The organism is Acidobacteriota bacterium, assembly GCA_016196035.1.
In the GTDB taxonomy this organism is placed as follows: domain Bacteria; phylum Acidobacteriota; class Blastocatellia; order RBC074; family RBC074; genus JACPYM01.
Map to the genome: position 1 here is coordinate 21,173 of JACPYM010000039.1, position 17,411 is coordinate 38,583.

Sequence of the window (17,411 nt, forward strand, 5' to 3'; positions counted from 1 at the left end):
TAGCACGAGAATGAATAGACCCTAGTCAAAAGCGACTCTCAATGTCACCAAGTCGCTCTCGCTCCTTGTACCGCATCAAGTTCAACAGAAGCGCCGAGCGCCTCCATTTCAGCCTGCATCTCGCCTAACTCTTGCAGCAGTTGCAGCGTGGCGAGCGCTTCCTTTTCGTCCACCTTGCTCATGGCAAAGCCGACGTGAATCAGCACATAATCGCCGACGCCAAGCGTCTGGCGATCCAGCAATCCGATGTTGACATTGCGCCGCACGCCGCCGACCTCGACCTTGGCGAGTTGCTGTTCTTCGTCAACGATGGCGACGACTTTGCCGGGGATTGCCAGACACATAAAATCAAATCCTCCTGATACAGTACCGCGCGCGTAAGCAAGCGGTTGGCTTCGCAAAGCGCCGCTTGCTTACGCGCGCGGTACCGTCCCGAACTGGGCATTGGCGATGGCCGCCTGCCCCAACGATATGCCGCCATCATTCGCCGGCACGCGGTGGTGCGTAAACACCTCGAAGCCGTCCGCAACGAGCATCTGGCAGACGCGCTCCAGCAAGAACATATTCTGAAAGACGCCGCCCGAAAGCGCGATGCGATTAAAGCGTCGCTGCGCGCGCGTCTGGCGCGCCACCTCGACAATCAAGTGCGCGACCGCCAGATGAAACTTGGCGGAGACTTCGCTCGATGGGCGTCCATTGAGCAAATCATCCACCGCGTGTTGGATGACTGCTTCAGCCTTGATCGTGCCGTCATCCATCAATTCAAATTCATAGCCTTGCGTCACGCCGCGATCCGCCAGCGTTTCCAATTCAATCGCGGCCTGCCCTTCATACGTCACCGTGTTGCGCAGACCCAACAGGCTCGCCAGCGCATCGAAGAGCCGCCCCATGCTGGACGTTTCGGGGCTGTTCACGCCGGTCGCGATCATGCGTTGCAACGTCGTCCAGGCGCGCCGGTCGAGTTGCCGCACGAAGGGCAGATCGAGGTTCAAAAACGTAGCGCCCAAGGCGCGCTGCAAATACACCGCCGCCATGCGCCAGGGTTCGCGAATCGCTTGGGCGCCGCCGGGCATGGGGATGTACGCGAGATGCGCAAGGCGTTCCGCCTGGGCAAAATCGGCGACGAAAAATTCGCCGCCCCACAATTTTCCATCCGAACCAAAACCCAAGCCGTCCATTGCCACGCCGATGACTTCGCCTGCGACCTGATTGTCGGCCAGGCAACTGGCGATGTGCGCGTGGTGATGCTGGACGCCGATTTTGCGAACGTCGTCAGCCAACGCCTGGGCGTATTTGGTCGAGAGGTATTCGGGATGCAAATCGTAGGCGACGACGGTTGGCCGCAGATCGAAAAGCCGTTTGAAGTGTTCGATGCCTTCCGTAAACGAACGCAGCGTCTCGGCGTTTTCCAGGTCGCCGATGTGATGGCTGATGAAGGCGTGCTGATCGCGCGCGAGGCAGAAGGTGTTTTTCAACTCCGCGCCGCAGGCGAGAATTTGCTGTTTGAACTTGAACGCGGTTTTGAGCGGCGCGGGCGCATAACCACGCGCGCGGCGCAGAATCATCTCTTGGCCCGCAACCACGCGCGCCACCGAATCATCGGTGCGCATAAAAATGCGGCGGTTGTGCCGCAGAAAGTAATCCGCGATTTCGCATAAGCACTGCATCGCATCGGCGTCTTCGTAAGAGATCGGTTCGTCCGAAACATTGCCGCTGGTCATCACCAGCGGATGTTCGAGTCCTTCCAACAGCAAATGGTGCAGCGGCGTGTACGGCAACATAAATCCCAACGCGCGCACGCCGGGCGCAATGGCGGTGGGCAAAGCCGCTTCGGGCCTTCTTTCCAGCAGCACAATCGGGCGGCGTTCAGACGACAGCAACTGCTCTTCGGCGGCAGAGACAAGGCAAAACTGCCTGACGACAGCCACGGATGCCGCCATCAGCGCAAACGGTTTTTCTTCGCGGTATTTTCTTTGCCGCAAACGCGCGACGGCTGCGGCGTTGCGCGCCGCGCAGGCCAGATGAAAGCCGCCCAGCCCTTTGATCGCGACAATCTCACCCTCAGCCAGCAGTTGGCGCGTGCGGCTGACGGCCTCTTCCGCGTTCGCACGTTCGTGCCCGTGTGCATCCGTCAGGAACAACTGCGGCCCGCAATCCGGGCAAGCGATCGGTTCGGCGTGAAAGCGGCGGTCGAGCGGGTTTTCGTATTCGGCGCGGCAAGCGGGGCACATTTCAAAATCGCGCATCGTGGTCTGGGCGCGGTCATACGGGATGCCTTCGATGATCGTGAAACGCGGGCCGCAGTTGGTGCAGTTGATGAAAGGATAGCGATAGCGCCGGTCGCGCGGATCGAACAATTCGCGCCGGCAATCCGGGCAAGTGGCGCTGTCGGCGGAAATGGGCGTGAACTTTGCGCCCTCAGGAGCGCTGGCGACAATGCGAAAGTCGCGGAAGTCGGCGGGTGTCAGATTGTCATTGCGCTCGACTGCTTCGATGTGGGAAAGCGGCGGCGGGTGAAGCCGAATATCACAGACGAATTCTTCGATGGCGCAGGGTTCGCCTTGGACTTCGATAACGACGCCGGTTGGATTGTTGAAGACCCGGCCTGTGAGCGCACGCCGCTGGGCGAGCGTGTAAACATAAGGGCGAAAGCCCACGCCCTGTACGATACCGCGCACCAGAATTTGCGTTCGTGTCGCCATTTAGATAATTACGGCTAGCGGCTGGCGGCTTTACTGGGAATGCTAAATTCTTCAGCAATCCGCCCGCCGCTCTCCGCCCGCCGCGCTTGTAGAAACTGAAGCCAGGCGTCCATCCCCTGCCCCGTTTTCGCGGACACTTCAAGCACGTGCATGCCCGGCCTGACCGCTTGAATGCTGCGCTGCGCCGCCGCCAGGTCGAACTCGACGGCAGCGGCCAAATCCATTTTGGTGATGATCGCCAGATCCGCCGTGTTGAAAATGGTGGGATATTTGAGCGGCTTGTCCTCGCCTTCGGTGACAGACATCAGCACCAAACGCAATTCTTCGCCCAGGTCATAACTGGACGGACAGACCAGGTTGCCGACGTTTTCGATAAACAAAAAATCGAGTTCGGCCAGGTTCCAACCTTCCAGTGCGCGTTCAACCATCGCGGCTTCCAGGTGGCAAATGGTGCCGGTGGTGATCTGTCTGACCGGGGCGGCGGTGCGCGCCAGCCGCGCGGCATCGTTATCGGTGGCCAGGTCGCCCACGAGCGCCGCGACGCGGCAATGCGGTTGCAACGCGGCCAGCGTTTTTTCCAGAAACATGGTCTTGCCCGTGCCGGGACTAGACACCAAGCTGACCGCGAACACGCCCGCCGCGCGGAACCGCCCGCGCAAGCTGCGCGCCAGCACGTCGTTGTGTTTCAGCACATTCTCTCTGACGGTGACCAAACGCGGCGTGCTCATCATTCAATCTCCAGCGCAACGACTTCGAGTTCTTTCCCGCACCGCACTTCGGGCGTGGCGGTGTCACAAATGGGGCAACAGAAGTATTGGATCGAAGCGAGTGGGCGTTCCGCCCGGCAAACGTTGCAATAAACCACGACCGGCATCTCTTCGACCACCAAGCGCGAACCGGCGAGCGGCGTGCCCTCGCAGGCTACGTCATAAGAAAACAGCAGCGCCTCTTTCACCACGCCTGAAAGAGGCCCCAGCTTAAGATGAATCGCCTTGACCCGGACGCCACCGTGCCGCGCGGCTTCTTCCGCCGCCATTTCGACCATGCTCACCGCGATAGACAATTCGTGCATGGCTTGTCCGTTGTTGTAACTGGGAGCGCTGATAGGGCACGGCCTACAGCGTTTCGTTATGTTTGATTCGCACACACCCTCTTACATCGTAGTGATACGAATGTACCGCTTTATGTCAGGGAGATTGGCGATCAACCCGGCCCCGACCATAGCCAACGCGGAACCGCCAATAATCTTTAAGAGCAGGTGTTTTGATTTTTTCTTACGGCCAAAGCCAAACGGAAAACCATTACGGTAATGTTTCATGATTGCTGATCTCCTTTCAATTTCAGGCAAGCTGTCAATTAGAGCGGTTTTCACTACGGTGTATGGGAAAACCGCGCAGCGGGACAGTACCGCGCGCGTGAGCAAGCGGCGCTTTGGCAATTCAGCCGAGGGGGCAAGCTTGACGCGCCGCTTGCTCACGCGCGCGGTACTGTCCCAACGTCAACTGACTCCCGTAAACGCAACTGCAAACCGCTCTAATCGCGGGGGCGACTTTTATGCTTGCTCTTTGCGTGCCAGAAGATCGAAGGTGAACTTCAACTCATCCTTAATCTTGAGCGCTCCTCCCGCGACAGAAACCAGCTTAATCTTGTAATCGGTCTGCTTGAGGGCGAAGTCACCTTGCGCGCGCAACGTGTCGCCGTCCAGCGCGAATTGCGCGGCAATCCATAACCCACTCTGTCTGATGCCGTGCAAGGTCAAGTCACCGATGACGCGGGCCTTGTAGCGACCTTCGACGATGCGCGTGACAGTAATTTGTGTGCTTTGGAAAATGATTTCAGGATAGCGGGTGATTTCGAGCACATCATTGAACATCGCTTGCTCGATCTCGCGCCGATCCTTTTCTTTCACTTCGTCCAGCAGCGCAAACGAAGCGGTCTTGATCTCTAACCGCATTGCAGCATCACTTAGGGTGCCGGGCGCGAACTGCACTTCACCATTAAAATCGCGAATGCTGATGAGCGGGTTGTGTCCGAAGCTTGCCAGTAACCCCGAAGCAAAGGCTTGTACAGTAAAGCGGCTTTGCCCCGCCTCTAATTTGTAGCGCACGCTTGCTGTTTCGTGGTTGTGCATGACGTATGAGTAGTTCGCGGGTTTACCGGCTGCCACCATACATGCTTGACGGTCCCGACATTCAAAGCTCCCACGCAACACAGCGCCAGCACAAGTCTGGCTTTTAGATCGGTTTTCGGTGTACGGGAAAACCGCGCAACGGGACGGTACCGCGCGCGTCAGCAAGCGGCAGGTTGGCAGTTCAGCCACTGGAGCAAGCTTCACGACTCCGCTTGCTCACGCGCGCGGTACCGTCCCAACGTCAACTGACTGCCGTAAACGCAATTGCAAACCGCCCTAGAATTTGACTCCCGCCAGGTCGAACCTGAAGTGTAATTCGTCCTCAAGTTTGAGCGTGCCGCCCGCCACCGATACCGGTTTGAATTTGTAATCACTTTGTCTGAGCTTGAATTCACCCTGGGCGCGCAGCCGGCCTTCATCCATGGTGACTTGCGCGTTGATCCAGGGAGCGGTGGACGTAATGCCATGCATGGTCAGATCACCGACGATGCGCGCTTTGTAACGACCCGGCAGCGTGCGCATGATCCAAATATCAGTGCTCTGGAAAATGATGTCAGGATAACGGGACGCTTCGAGCAAGTCATTGAGCATAATGCGCTCGATATCGCGCAAGGTTTTCTCATCTGACGGGCGGGGGACGGTGTTCGATCTCGTTTTGATCACCAGTTCGAGCACGCTCAGCCAACGCGCTTTGATGGTCATCCGCAACGACGCCTGATCGAGGGCGCCAGGCGCAAATTGCACTTCGCCCACGAAATTTTCGATGCCGATAATCGGATTATGCCCAAACCCGGCCAGCAGTCCGGTGGCGAAGGCTTGCACGGTAAACATGCTTTGGCTGGGATCCAGCCGGTATTGAATAACAGAAGTTTCTTGCTCAATCATCATAACGCTATGCGCTGGGTAAAACGTTTGGAGCATAGACGAGACACCTAAGATTTTCCGGATGGACAAGGCTCATCTCTGCACCGCCGCCGACATCCCTGAAAACCCAGCCCCGCCTGTCTATACCTGGAATTCTTGCCTTAGCGGTTACATGGATCGTGATTACATAGATCGCAACCGCATATACCGCTCGATGTCTGGCCCCACGCCGGTCAAGTCAGATAGCAAATTGCCTTGCTGCAAATCGGGCAGCAGGGCCGACACGGTACTGGTCAAGGTGTTGCGCACCGACGAATTGGTCAGCACCAGTCCCGCGCCCAGCACCATCAGCGCGACGCCTCCCATCAGGTAAATCACGTCTTTGTTGTCTGCTGAACCGTTGTTATTCCCGTTGTGTTCCATTGCTGCTCTCCTTTTCTCAAACAGTAGTTAAGGCCGCGGCAGTAGTTAAGGCCGCAACGCTCTCGCGCTGCTCATTGAGAAGCCGATTGACAAGTGTTTCGATCAGCGGCACGGCCTCGCGCACCGCCGCCGCGACCGGCGCGCTCAACCCCAGCAAACCCTCTTCCGGCCCCAGCGTTTCGGGTTCGCAACCGACCAGCAGGATTTGGTTGAACTGCGCGCCCAGGGCGCGGGCCATTTGCAACACCTTCAGCGGGTTCATGCCGTGCGGGTCAACCAGCAACGCAGGCCCCGCCGTTTGCGCCGCCGTTTCAAGTTCCGCGAGGTCAGGCTCGATCACGTAAAGCGTGCCCGGCCGACCGCCGCGCTGGGTGGCGTCCACAAAGATGGTCGTGTCGTAACCCTCTAGCAGCGCATAGGCCAAATCGAATCCGCGAATGCCGAAATCCTCCATGCGCACTTCCGCAGGCCAGGTGCGCGCGGCCAAGCGTTTCGCCACTTCGACACCGAAACCGTCGTCGCCGAGAAAGATATTGCCAATGCAGGCAATCAAAATGCACGGACGTGTCATGCGGGGCTGCCTTCTCCGCGGCCCGCCAGTTCTTTGGGCGACAACGGCTCGACCTCTTCGGGGACAAAGAAGAAGCGATGTCCGGGCTGTCTGAGCAAGCCCAAGTCTTTGCCCGGATCGTCGTCGAGCACGACCGCCAGATGGATGGTGTTCTCGTAATCCTGCTCGATGTTTTCAATCGTCGCCGTCTTCCCGGCCAGCGCCAGATCGAAGATGTCGCCACCCGCGCGCGGGCGCAGCAAAACGCGGTCGCCCTTTTTAAGCTCGATGCCACGCACGCTGACGCCGTCGAGCGGCGTTTTGTCTTCGAGCAGATGCCATTCCCATTCATTCATCAGCTTCAACCTCGGACTTGCGCAAAACGCGAGCGTGGTTGCCACAGAGGCACGGAGTCACAGAGCTTTTTATAGTTTTGTTGGCGTTCTCGGTCTTCCTCCGTGTCTCTGTGCCTCTGTGGCAAAGCTTTGCGTAAGTCCTAAACCTTAAAGAGCGTCCAGCGCGCGCGGACTGCGCAAGACCCCGTGCATTTTCAGCAATTGTTCGGGCGGTAGCGTTTCAGCGTATTCCAGCATTTGGCGGGCGCGTTCGTCGGCGCCGCGTATCTCGCGCTTTTCTTCCTCCGTCAGAGTCAGAATTCGTAACAGCAAAATCTCGTCAATCTCCGTTCCGTCAAAAAGATCGCCCGCGCTTTCGGGCGCAATCTGCGGATAGTCGTAAAGAATGATCGGCGACGCGAGCATCAGATTGCGTCCTCCCTCCTCTCCTGCCGGCACAGGTCCTGCCGGCACAGGTCCTGCCAGCACCGGCCATGCGCCAATGTTTTGGCAAGCGGCGGCGGCTTCCCGCAACTCTTCGGGCGGATCGAGCAGCGAGACAAACTCGCTGCCAGCCACCGCCAGAATCGTGTGGGTCGAAACAAACGATCCCAGCAAAGCTTCTTCGCGGGTTGTTATTGCGTCGTTTTCAAACGACGTCTGATTCGAAATCTTTACCGTGAGCTTGAATAGGCGGCCTGGCGCACGCGGCGAGCCGCAATCCACAGCCTGCATTTCCAACGCGCCGGCCAGCGCGGCCTGGCGGTAAACGACCTCGCCAACTGCCGCGCGTTCGCCTGCCTCCTCCGGCAGCGCTGAAAAGGAAAACGGCACACGTTGCGGCGCATTGAGCAACTGGCTCAGTGGCAAACCCGGCGCGTTCACCTCGCGCTCGACGGCTTCCTGCCAACTCGTCCCCGTTGCCGTGCGTTCGCGCAGATGCAGAAACCGCACTTTCACATCAAGGGTGGCGCTGGGACTGCCCAACACCAGACATTCCGTTTGCATCTGCCAGCGTTCCGTCCCCGGCGCTTGCGCGGCGCTGTATGACGGCGGCACAAGGACGCCAAAGTTGAAACGCCGCTGGTTTTTCACGGCGGACGGGCGATAGGGATAGAGCAGATAGCCCTCATAAAGCACCGCGTTGGCGATCTTTTCGACCGGCTCCAAATTCATCGTTCTTTGCCCTCGCCGCTTGGCTCAACCAACAACAGGCGTTCAATCGCTTGTTCCCACGTCGGAATGGCGTGCCGCATTTTGAATTGATGCAGCCGGTCAAACACGTCGCGCCGCAACCGCAACCAAGCGCTGTTGGGATAGTAAAGCTCCATCATGTCCCGCCAGACTTTGACGGGCAGCCGATAGCGCGTCTCTTTGCTCCACGAAATCTGCGTGACCTGCAACGCGCCGTCGGGTGCGGCATAAAAGATCGTCCCGCTGAATTGCAAGACCAGCGGAATCTCGCCTGTTTCCAGCCCCGCGAAATACTTCGTCGCCGCCACGTTGAAATCGAAACTGCAAGGCACCGGCAAATCCACCACGACGCTACCAGTGAAAGACGGCACTGAGATGTTCGCGTGCGTCCACAGCAGCGTGCGCAGCGTCTGGCTCCAACGCGACGGCTCACCAAACAGATCAAGCAGTTGCGCCTGCTCAGTCACGCTGTAACGGCGGCGCGTCGGTTCGAGCTGAATCTGGCAACGCAACGCGACCGTGTGGATCGGCTCTTCCACGTCAGCGTTGGCAACGCCGAGCCGGAAATTCAATAAGGGCGCGACCGCATAAGCGACGGCTTCGGCCTCATACACCTGAAAATTCAAATCAGGCACGGGCGGCCTCTTTGACGACGATGGCGCGCGCCCGCAAGCCGGCAAAGAATTGCTCGATCTCGGCCCAGACCTCCGCGCCGCCCGACAAACCGCGCCAACGCGCGCGCAGCAGGCCCGTCAGCCGGTAACACTCATCAATCGGGACCAGCAGATATTCCGCCTTGCCGGTGGTGTTGGCGCGGCCCAGACGATTCACGAGCAGCGCCTCGACATCCGGCGTCAATCCGCGCAACACCGGGTTTTGCCTCACAATTTCTTCCCAGGCTTCCAACGCGAGCAGCGATTCCGTCGCGCCCGCCGGACTCGGATAAAGCGCGACGACCCGGCCCGCCGTACTGCTGTGAAAAAAGAAGGCCATGTTGATCGGGATCAACAGACTCTCCCATTGCGCCTCGCTCAACTGAAAGTCAGGCAGCGCGCGAATGCGCTGCGGCACGCGCCGGTACTTCCCCGCTGGCCCGCTAAACAGCAGCGCGCACGCTCCACAGGCGCAGAGCAGTTTGCGGCTCGCCGGTTCGATCAGGTGTTGATGATCAACCGCGAGTTCCGCGCCGCACAGTTCGCAACGCTCGACCGGGGCGCGTGCCGGAATGAAGCGGCGCAGCGTAGCGAAGGCTTTGTTTTGCTCTGGCATTGGCATCGCATTCGACACGCTGCGGTCAAGGGAACGTAAGCACCCTGAACTCGTACACGAGGCGCATTCAGGGAGGCCCAGAGAGCTTACGCTCCCCTGACCGCAGCATTTAATGGGACAAAGACGGCAAAGCGATCTTCGCCTGCCCCTGTTCGACCAACAGCGGGAACGGTTCGAGGTGCAGGCCATGCCTGTCCAAACCACGCCCCGCGCGCAGCACGTCATAACGTTGCCCACAAGCAGAACAACTCAGCGCCGTGGCCGTCAGCGTCGCCGCCGTCAGCACTTGCCCGCAGGCGGGGCAGGTGTCGCCATAGGCATAAAACGCTTCGCCGACGTGACAAAAAAGCACGGAGCGCCCGGCCACTTCCATGCTTTTGACCGCGCCGCTGGCCAACGTCGTCACCCCGCTCACCTCTTCCCAACCGTGCGAATGATTGACCCCGTTGGCCGCGCCGTTCTGGCCCGGCGCGCGCTCTAATTGGACGAGGCTGGAGCGCGGCGTGTCCCCTACAACGCCTTCGACCTCCAACCCCGTCACGTCGGGAGCGGCTTCATAAATCGCTTCCTCAATCGCCAGCTTCAGCGTCAGCGCTGACGAAGCGCAGCCATTGCAACTGCCTTGAAGCCGCAACCTAACGACCGCATCCGCAATACCTATCAATTCGACATTGCCGCCGTGCGAGCGCAAATATGGCCGCACTTTGTCCAACGCCTGCAAGACGCGCGTTTCGAGGTCGAGCGGGTGCAGGCCGTACAGCAATAGCAAACTCGCCGCCAGCTCGTCGTCCGCCAAGCGATCAATGATCTCGCCACCGCCGGCCTCAAAGACAATCTCCAGCATCCGTTCGATGCCCGCGCCGTGCAGCTCCATCAACGCCTGCATCAATTCGACGGCGCTGGCCCGCACACGCGGGTCGGCAGCCGACTCGATTGTCTGCACCAATTGTTCGATCTTTTGTAGGCGTTGTTGAAAGTCTTTCCGGTCGAATTGAGCCACGCTGATCTCCTGAGAGGTAAGGCAGACCTGCCATCCGCCTTATCTCTCATGACTACCCATGCACGCCGAACATCGGCGAATGGCGCGTTTCGAGCACCTTGCCGTTACCCAGATACATGTGCACGCCACAGGGCAAACACGGATCGAAGCTGCGCACGGCGCGCATGATGTCAATGCCTTTGAATTTGTCCGGGCCGTTTTCCTCAAAGATGGGCGTGTTTTGCACCGCGTCTTCATACGGCCCCGGCGTGCCGTAAATGTCGCGCGGGTTCGCGTTCCAGGGCGTGGGCGGGTAGGGATGATAGTTGGCGATCTTGCCGTCGCGGATGACGACGTGATGCGACAGCACGCCGCGCACCGCTTCGTGGAAACCGCAGCCGATGGCTTCTTCGGGCACTTTGAAATCCGTCCAGGTCTTGGTGTGGCCCGCGTGCAGTTCGGACATCGCCTGTTCGCAGAAATAAAGCGCGCAGGCCGCGGCGTATGCCTGGAAGTAAGTCCGCGCACGGTCACGTTCGATGGCGTTCGACCATTTCGGCACTTTCCACTCGAATTCGACTTCGGGCATGGACATGGTTTTGGGCAAATAAATCTTGACGCTGTGGCCGGTGGCTTTGACATAACCGATGTCCACCAGCCCCGCGAGCGCCGTCGCCCACAACCGTGCAATCGCGCCGCCGCCGGTATCCAGCGCCAGATGATCGCCCGTGCGTTTGTCCAGCCAGCGCGGCGACATCACCCAGGTGTAGTTGCCATCAAAATCGCGTTTTTGCGGTTTCGGCACCGTCGTCTGATTCCACGGATGTTTCTGATCCACCGGATTGCCCAGCGGGTCTTTCTTGACGAACGTTTCAGAGTTGTCCCAATCGTCATAGTAAGAACTGCCGAGCAGAATGCGGATGTTGAGATTGATGTCCACCAGATCGGTCGTGACCAGTTTGTCGTCCACCACCACGCCCGGCGTGACATACATCGCGCGGCCCCAGTCGCTCATGTTCTGGTAGGTGTAATCGCAAATGTCGGGGTTGTTGAACGAACCCCAGCAACCCAGCAGCACGCGCCGCTGGCCGACCTTTTCGTAACCGGGCAGGGCCTGGTAAAAGAAATCGAAGAGGTCATCGTGCAGCGGCACAACCTTCTTCATGAATTCGACATAGCGCATCAGCCGCACCAGATAGTCGGTGAAAAGCTGCACGGTGGGCACGGTGCCGACGCCGCCCGGATAGAGCGTCGAAGGGTGTACGTGTTTGCCTTCCATCAGACAAAACATCTCGCGCGTGTAGCGGCTCGTTTGCAACGCCTCGCGATAAAATTCGCCGGTGAAGGGATTGAGCGCCGTCATGATGTCGGAGATTTTGCGGTAACCGTGGATGGCGGCGTGCGGCGCGTCGGTCTTCTTGGCCTTCTCCCAGACGCTCGGATTGGTTTCCTTGACCATCTGTTCGCAGAAATCCACACCGACCAGATTATCCTGAAAGATATTGTGGTCGAACATGTACTCCGCCGCTTCGCCCAGATTGACGATCCATTCGGCCATCGCGGGCGGGTGTATGCCGAAAGCCATGTTCTGGGCGTAGGTCGCGCAGGTCGCGTGATTGTCGCCACAGATGCCGCAGATGCGCGAAGTGATGAAATGGGCGTCGCGCGGGTCTTTGCCTTTCATGAAGATGCTGTAGCCGCGAAAGATCGAAGAGGTGCTGTGGCACTCGGCGACTTCGCGGTTCTCGAAATCAATCTTGGTGTAAATGCCCAAGCTCCCGACGATGCGTGTGATCGGGTCCCAGTTCATCTCGACCAGCTTGCGATCCGTGGTGCTTTTCGTTGCGGTAGCCATCGCTGTTGCTCCTTTTCTGATCAACTTCTGATCAATAAGACCTGGGCCGATAACCGGTGGTCAGTTCTGTGCGCGCGTGCCGCCACTTCGGTTCTTTGTTGAGGGTGGCATTGGTTAGATTGCGCAATGAACTGATTGCTTTGCCGTAAAGGCCGACGGCGGATGATGAAAGTTTGCCGCCCGGCGGTTCGTCCATAAACGGCATGAATTTGTCGGGGAAACCGGGCATCGTGCAGCCGATGCAAATGCCGCCGACGTTCGGACAGCCGCCGACGCCACCGACCCAACCACGCTTGGGCACGTTGCAATTGACCACCGGCCCCCAGCAGCCCAGCTTGACGATGCATTTGGGCGAGCCGTATTCGCTGGCGAAATCGCCCTGCTCGTAATAGCCCGCGCGGTCGCAGCCCTCGTGCACCGTGCTGCCGAACAGCCACAGCGGACGCCCGACCTCATCCAGCGGAATCATCGGCGCGAGTCCCGAGGCCTGATAGAGCAGGTAAAGCACCGTCTCCATGAAATTGTCGGGATGCACCGGACAGCCGGGCACATTGACGATGGGAATGCCCGCGAACGATTTCCACTCCCAGCCCAGATAATCGGCCAGCCCCATCGCGCCGGTCGGATTGCCTTCCATCGCGTGGATGCCGCCGTAGGTGGCGCAGGTTCCGATGGCCACAACGGCCAGCGCTTTAGGCGAGAGCCGGTCAATCCATTCGTTGGTGGTGATGGGCTGGCCGGTCTTGGCATCGGTACCGAGCGCGGCCCAATAACCTTCAGCCTTGATCTTCTCGTTGGGAATCGAGCCTTCGACGACCAGCACAAAGGGGTTGAGTTCGCCACGCTCAGCCTTGTACCAGTAGTCCATGAATTCGTCGCCGTTTTCATAGGCCAGCACCGGGTTGTGCAAATGAACTTTGGGTAACCCCGGGATTGCGCCTAACAGGACGTCTTCGACGCTGGGCTGTGTGGCAGAGGTAATGGCGACGGAATCGCCGTCACACCCCAGCCCGGCGGTGATCCAGACGATATGCACATCGCTGACCGCAGGCGCACGCTGTGTCACCCGGCCATACGGAACCGTTTCTGTAGCCATGCTTGTACCTCCTTTCCGCCTTTTGCCCGGCGGATGGTTGGATGATGATGGAATCGTGGTGGGACTGCCGCTTGTGCAGCCTGCCTCATGAACTTGCAATATTGAGACCGTTGTTTACCTGGGCATTTTGCGGCGCGGGCGGCTGGCTGTCTATTCGCAAACCTACGCAGCGGGCCTACGTAAAGCTACGTATTTGGTCAGAAAAAGCTACGTACTTGTCATTAGCTCGGATTGCAGAGTGGTGTACGGGAAAAAGCGCGCTCCGGGGCAGTACCGCGCGCGTCAGCAAGCGGTGCGTCAACGCTGGCGCAATACGGCACATCCTGAGTCTCCGCTTGCTGACGCGCGCGGTACTGCCCCGGAGCGCGCCGCCTGTACATTCAATTGCAAACTGATCCAATTTTGCGGCGGGGCGGCAGGTGCGCGACCTCAGAGCGTTGTGGCTTTTTCCAGGGGGATGATGCCGCGCCGCAGGGCGTATCGGATCAGGTCAGCCTGTGTATGCACAGCAAGCTTGTGCATTAACCGCGAACGGTGTGTTTCCGCCGTGCGCACGCTGATGCCGAGCCGAGTGGCAATCTCGCTGTTGGTGTGGCCCTCGACGGTGAGTTGCAGCACTTCGCGTTCGCGCGTGGTGAGGGTTTCGTATTTGTCGAGCGTCCCGGCGTTGGCGACTTGTTGATACGCTTCAATCGCACGGTCAGAAAGCGGCGGGCTGAGATAACGATGACCGGCGGCGACTTCGCGCACGGCCTGCACCAGGTCTGAGGAACCGGCATCCTTGAGCACATAAGCCGAGACGCCGTTGGCGAGGGCTTCGAGCACGAAGCCTTCGTCATCGTACATTGAAAGGATGACGATGCGCGTCTGCGGCATCAGCTTGCTGATCTGGCGCGCGGCTTCCAGGCCGTTCAAGCCGCGCATCATCAGGTCGAGCACGGCGACATCGGGGCGAAACTTGTTGACCATCGCTATCGCTTCCAGCCCGTCGCCCGCCGCGCCGACCACATTGAAATCAGGCTCGGCCTTGAGCAGCACGCACAAACCTTCCCGCACAATCCGATGATCGTCGGCCAGCACGATGGTGGTCGTTTTCGCGCTCATTTGAATTCACCCTTCGTTGTGAAATTGCAGTTGGGGATGTTCGTCAAAATTCCATTCCGCCCGCAACCGTGCGCCCTGGCCCGGCTGCGCTTCGACAGTGAACTGGCCGCCCAACAACATGGCCCGTTCGCGCATCCCGGCCAAACCGGTGGAGCGGTCAGCCGCCAGCGCCGTTTCGGGGTCAAACCCTTTGCCGTGATCTTCGATCTCAGCGGCGAGCGTATGCTGATCGGCCCAGATGCGCACCAGCGCTGCTGCCGCGCCGGAGTGCCGGGCGACGTTGGTCAGCGCTTCCTGCACGATGCGAAAAGCGGCGGTTTCGAGTTCCGCCGCAAAGCGCCGGCCTTCCAGCCCGTTGTGCCGAAAATCCACGCGCACCTGTGTCTGCGACGTGTATTGGCGGATATGCCGCAAGAGCGCCGAAAGCAACCCCAGATGATCGAGTGTCGCGGGTCGTAAATCGAGCGACAGCTTGCGGGTGCGCGCCATCAATTCGTTGACCAGCGCTTGGGCTTCCGCCAGATTGGCGTGCAAATTGGCGTGCGCGCCCTCGCTTGACAGCCGGTCGGCCATTTCCAGTTTGAGCTTGAGACCGGTCAGAATCTGGCCGATCTCGTCGTGCAATTCCAGGGCCATGCCGCGCCGCTCGGCTTCCTGCACGGCGATCAGGCGGCGCGAAAGCACCGTCATACGTTCGGCATAATCGCGCAACGCCTCTTCGGCACCCTGCCGCCGCGTGATGTCACGAATCACCGCGATGACCAGGTGATGCGACTCGGCTTCGACCGGACTGAGCATGATTTCAACCGGGAATTCGCTGCCGTCTTTGCGGCGGCCATAGAGCACCAATTCCAAACCCATCGGGCGCAAATGCGGGTCGGTCACGTAATCCGCGCGATGCATCACGTGCCGCGCTCTGAAGCGTTCGGGCAAGAGCGTTTCAACCGGCTGGCCCAGCAATTCGTCCGGCGCATAGCCGAACATGCGTTCGACCTGGGCGTTGACGCGCTCGATGCGCCCGCTGCCGCCCACCACCACCATCGTGTCCGGCGCATGTTCAAAAATCCCGCGCAACAGTTCCTCGCTTTGGCTCAGGGCCTCTTCCGTCTGCTTAAGCTCACTGATGTCAAAGCCGATGCCGTGAATGAACCAGGGCCGCCCGTCGGGGTGGCGCACCATTTTTACTTCGCAATGAAACCAGACCACGCGTCCATCCCGCGCCAAGACGCGATAAACCGAGCGCAACGACTCGCCGGTCAAAAACATCCGCGCGGCTTCGCTGCTCCAACGCGCTTTGTCATCCGGGTGAATTTGCTGATACCAGCGCACCGGGTCTTGCAGCCATTCGGCTTGGGTAAAGCCGAGCGTGCGTTCGATCTGCGGGCTGACATAAGCCTCGCCGATCCCCTGATCGAAAAACGCCAGAAAAACCACCGCCGGCACCTGTTCGACCAGAATGCGATAGGTATCCTTGACGCCAGGCCAATCTTTCTCGCCCTGGGCGAACTCTTCGCTAAACGCGCGCGGCTTTTGTCCAGGAGGTGTTTCGGTGGGATAGAAAACGCCGGCCAGGGCGTTCAACACGGTTTCGGCTTCGAGCAGGTCAACGGGCAGAGGCGCATTTGGCAGCGCGCCCGCGCGTTCGCCGTCAAACGCCAAAAGTAAATCCTCAAGCATAATTGGCCAATCCCCCGTCATCATAGGCTGGCCTGCCTCGTCGCTTATTCGCGTGTACGCCGCCGCCACACCGGTTCCTGATTGAGTGACGCCTGGGTGAAGCGCCGCAAGGCGTGAATCGCGCGGCCATAGGTCATCACGGCCTGCGACGAGAGCAACGAACCCGGCGGTTGATCCATAAATGGCATGAACTTGTCCGGGAAGCCGGGCATCGTGCAACCGATGCAAATGCCGCCCACGTTCGGACAGCCGCCAATGCCGCCCATCCAGCCGCGCTTGCCGACGTTGCATTGCACGACCGGCCCCCAGCAACCGAGTTTCACGATGCAATGCCGCGAACCATACTCTTCGGCAAACTGCGCCTGTTCGTAATAGCCGCCGCGATCACAGCCCTCGTGCACCGTCTCGCCATACAACCAAGTTGGCCGCAACGCCCCATCAAGCGGAATCAGCGGCGCGCGTCCGGCAGCCTGATAAAGCAGATACAGCAACGTCTCGGTGATATTATCCGGCGGCGTCGGGCACCCCGGCACGCATACAATCGGGATGCCTGCCGCTGATTTCCACTGCCAGCCCAGATAATCCGGCAGCCCCATCGCGCCCGTCGGATTGCCCTGCATCGCGTGAATGCCGCCATACGCCGAACAGGTGCCGACCGCGACCACAGCCCAGGCGCGCGGCGTCAGACGATCAATCCATTCACAAGTGGTGATCGGTTGGCCCGTCGCAGGATCAACGCCCAGCGCCGCCCAATAGCCTTCCGCTTTAATCGTTTCGTTTGGAATGGAACCTTCGATGACGAGGATAAACGGATCGAGCTGGCCTTGCTCTGCCTGGTAAAGCAACGCCATGAATTCATCGCCGTTTTCGTAGCTATAAAACGGGTTGTGGAACTTGACCTGGGGCAAGCCCGGCAAGCTGCCCAGGACGAGGTCTTCGATGCTCGGTTGCGTGGCCGCCGTGAGCGCGACCGATTCCCCGTCACAGCCCAGTCCCGCCGTCAGCCATAGAATTTCTATTTTTTGCAGCGGCTCCGGCCTGGATGGTGGTGTACCGGCGATGGTCTGTTGTGGCTTCTGATGCTGTTTCATATACGTCGGCGCCGCTTCCGGGATTTGTTTACCAATCAGCTCCAACTCTTCCGCTGCGAAAGGCTACGCGAGAGCTTCGCAAAAATACAGAGCCGCCTGTGCGGGGGCTTGCTGATTTGGCCTACAGCCAGCTTCAGAGTT

Annotated in this window: 19 protein-coding genes; all 19 read right to left on the reverse strand. The window is 59.5% G+C overall.

Features of this window, described 5'->3' with window-relative positions:
• Positions 1-44 precede the first annotated feature (44 nt).
• The 19 genes from HY011_13540 to HY011_13630 all read right to left on the reverse strand — a co-directional run bounded on the left by HY011_13540 (position 45) and on the right by HY011_13630 (position 17,270).
• Positions 45-344, reverse strand: coding sequence for a HypC/HybG/HupF family hydrogenase formation chaperone (locus tag HY011_13540; protein MBI3423952.1), 300 nt, complete (start codon positions 342-344; stop codon positions 45-47).
• 69 nt (positions 345-413) lie between these two features.
• Positions 414-2,702 (reverse strand): carbamoyltransferase HypF, encoded by a 2,289-nt coding sequence (gene hypF, locus HY011_13545; GenBank protein ID MBI3423953.1) that lies wholly within the window; start codon positions 2,700-2,702, stop codon positions 414-416.
• 14 nt (positions 2,703-2,716) lie between these two features.
• On the reverse strand, positions 2,717-3,433 hold the full coding sequence (gene hypB / locus HY011_13550; protein MBI3423954.1) for a hydrogenase nickel incorporation protein HypB: 717 nt from the start codon (positions 3,431-3,433) through the stop codon (positions 2,717-2,719).
• Positions 3,430-3,774 (reverse strand): hydrogenase maturation nickel metallochaperone HypA, encoded by a 345-nt coding sequence (gene hypA / locus HY011_13555; protein MBI3423955.1) that lies wholly within the window; start codon positions 3,772-3,774, stop codon positions 3,430-3,432. Before hypA ends, hypB begins: the two co-directional genes overlap by 4 nt.
• Before the next feature lie 81 nt (positions 3,775-3,855).
• Positions 3,856-4,020: a hypothetical protein gene (locus HY011_13560; protein MBI3423956.1), complete on the reverse strand. Its 165-nt coding sequence runs from the start codon at positions 4,018-4,020 to the stop codon at positions 3,856-3,858.
• Between the two features lie 234 nt (positions 4,021-4,254).
• The gene (locus tag HY011_13565; GenBank protein ID MBI3423957.1) at positions 4,255-4,911 is read right to left on the reverse strand and encodes a YceI family protein; all 657 of its coding nucleotides are present in this window, start codon (positions 4,909-4,911) and stop codon (positions 4,255-4,257) included.
• A gap of 198 nt (positions 4,912-5,109) precedes the next feature.
• Positions 5,110-5,721, reverse strand: coding sequence for a YceI family protein (locus HY011_13570; GenBank protein MBI3423958.1), 612 nt, complete (start codon positions 5,719-5,721; stop codon positions 5,110-5,112).
• A gap of 159 nt (positions 5,722-5,880) precedes the next feature.
• Positions 5,881-6,120: a hypothetical protein gene (locus HY011_13575; GenBank protein MBI3423959.1), complete on the reverse strand. Its 240-nt coding sequence runs from the start codon at positions 6,118-6,120 to the stop codon at positions 5,881-5,883.
• Between the two features lie 16 nt (positions 6,121-6,136).
• Positions 6,137-6,691, reverse strand: a complete 555-nt coding sequence (locus HY011_13580) for a hydrogenase maturation protease (GenBank protein MBI3423960.1) — start codon at positions 6,689-6,691, stop codon at positions 6,137-6,139.
• Entirely contained in the window at positions 6,688-7,026 is a 339-nt protein-coding gene (locus HY011_13585) for a hypothetical protein (GenBank protein ID MBI3423961.1), read from the reverse strand. The genes HY011_13580 and HY011_13585 overlap by 4 nt, the downstream gene beginning before the upstream one ends.
• A gap of 147 nt (positions 7,027-7,173) precedes the next feature.
• Positions 7,174-8,181, reverse strand: coding sequence for a hypothetical protein (locus HY011_13590; GenBank protein ID MBI3423962.1), 1,008 nt, complete (start codon positions 8,179-8,181; stop codon positions 7,174-7,176).
• Positions 8,178-8,834 carry a hypothetical protein gene (locus tag HY011_13595; protein ID MBI3423963.1) on the reverse strand — a complete coding sequence of 219 codons (657 nt, stop codon included), beginning with the start codon at positions 8,832-8,834 and terminating at the stop codon, positions 8,178-8,180. The genes HY011_13590 and HY011_13595 overlap by 4 nt, the downstream gene beginning before the upstream one ends.
• A complete protein-coding gene (locus tag HY011_13600) occupies positions 8,827-9,468 on the reverse strand; it encodes a hypothetical protein (protein ID MBI3423964.1) in 642 nt (213 codons plus the stop codon). Before HY011_13600 ends, HY011_13595 begins: the two co-directional genes overlap by 8 nt.
• A 109-nt stretch (positions 9,469-9,577) precedes the next feature.
• Positions 9,578-10,468, reverse strand: a complete 891-nt coding sequence (locus tag HY011_13605) for a NifU family protein (GenBank protein MBI3423965.1) — start codon at positions 10,466-10,468, stop codon at positions 9,578-9,580.
• Positions 10,469-10,520: 52 nt separating this feature from the next.
• A complete protein-coding gene (locus HY011_13610) occupies positions 10,521-12,302 on the reverse strand; it encodes a nickel-dependent hydrogenase large subunit (protein MBI3423966.1) in 1,782 nt (593 codons plus the stop codon).
• Positions 12,303-12,333: 31 nt separating this feature from the next.
• The gene (locus tag HY011_13615; protein ID MBI3423967.1) at positions 12,334-13,398 is read right to left on the reverse strand and encodes a hydrogenase expression protein HypE; all 1,065 of its coding nucleotides are present in this window, start codon (positions 13,396-13,398) and stop codon (positions 12,334-12,336) included.
• A gap of 429 nt (positions 13,399-13,827) precedes the next feature.
• The gene (locus tag HY011_13620; GenBank protein MBI3423968.1) at positions 13,828-14,502 is read right to left on the reverse strand and encodes a response regulator transcription factor; all 675 of its coding nucleotides are present in this window, start codon (positions 14,500-14,502) and stop codon (positions 13,828-13,830) included.
• A gap of 6 nt (positions 14,503-14,508) precedes the next feature.
• Entirely contained in the window at positions 14,509-16,179 is a 1,671-nt protein-coding gene (locus HY011_13625) for a PAS domain S-box protein (protein ID MBI3423969.1), read from the reverse strand.
• Between the two features lie 44 nt (positions 16,180-16,223).
• Positions 16,224-17,270 carry a hydrogenase expression protein HypE gene (locus HY011_13630; protein MBI3423970.1) on the reverse strand — a complete coding sequence of 349 codons (1,047 nt, stop codon included), beginning with the start codon at positions 17,268-17,270 and terminating at the stop codon, positions 16,224-16,226.
• Positions 17,271-17,411 lie beyond the last annotated feature (141 nt).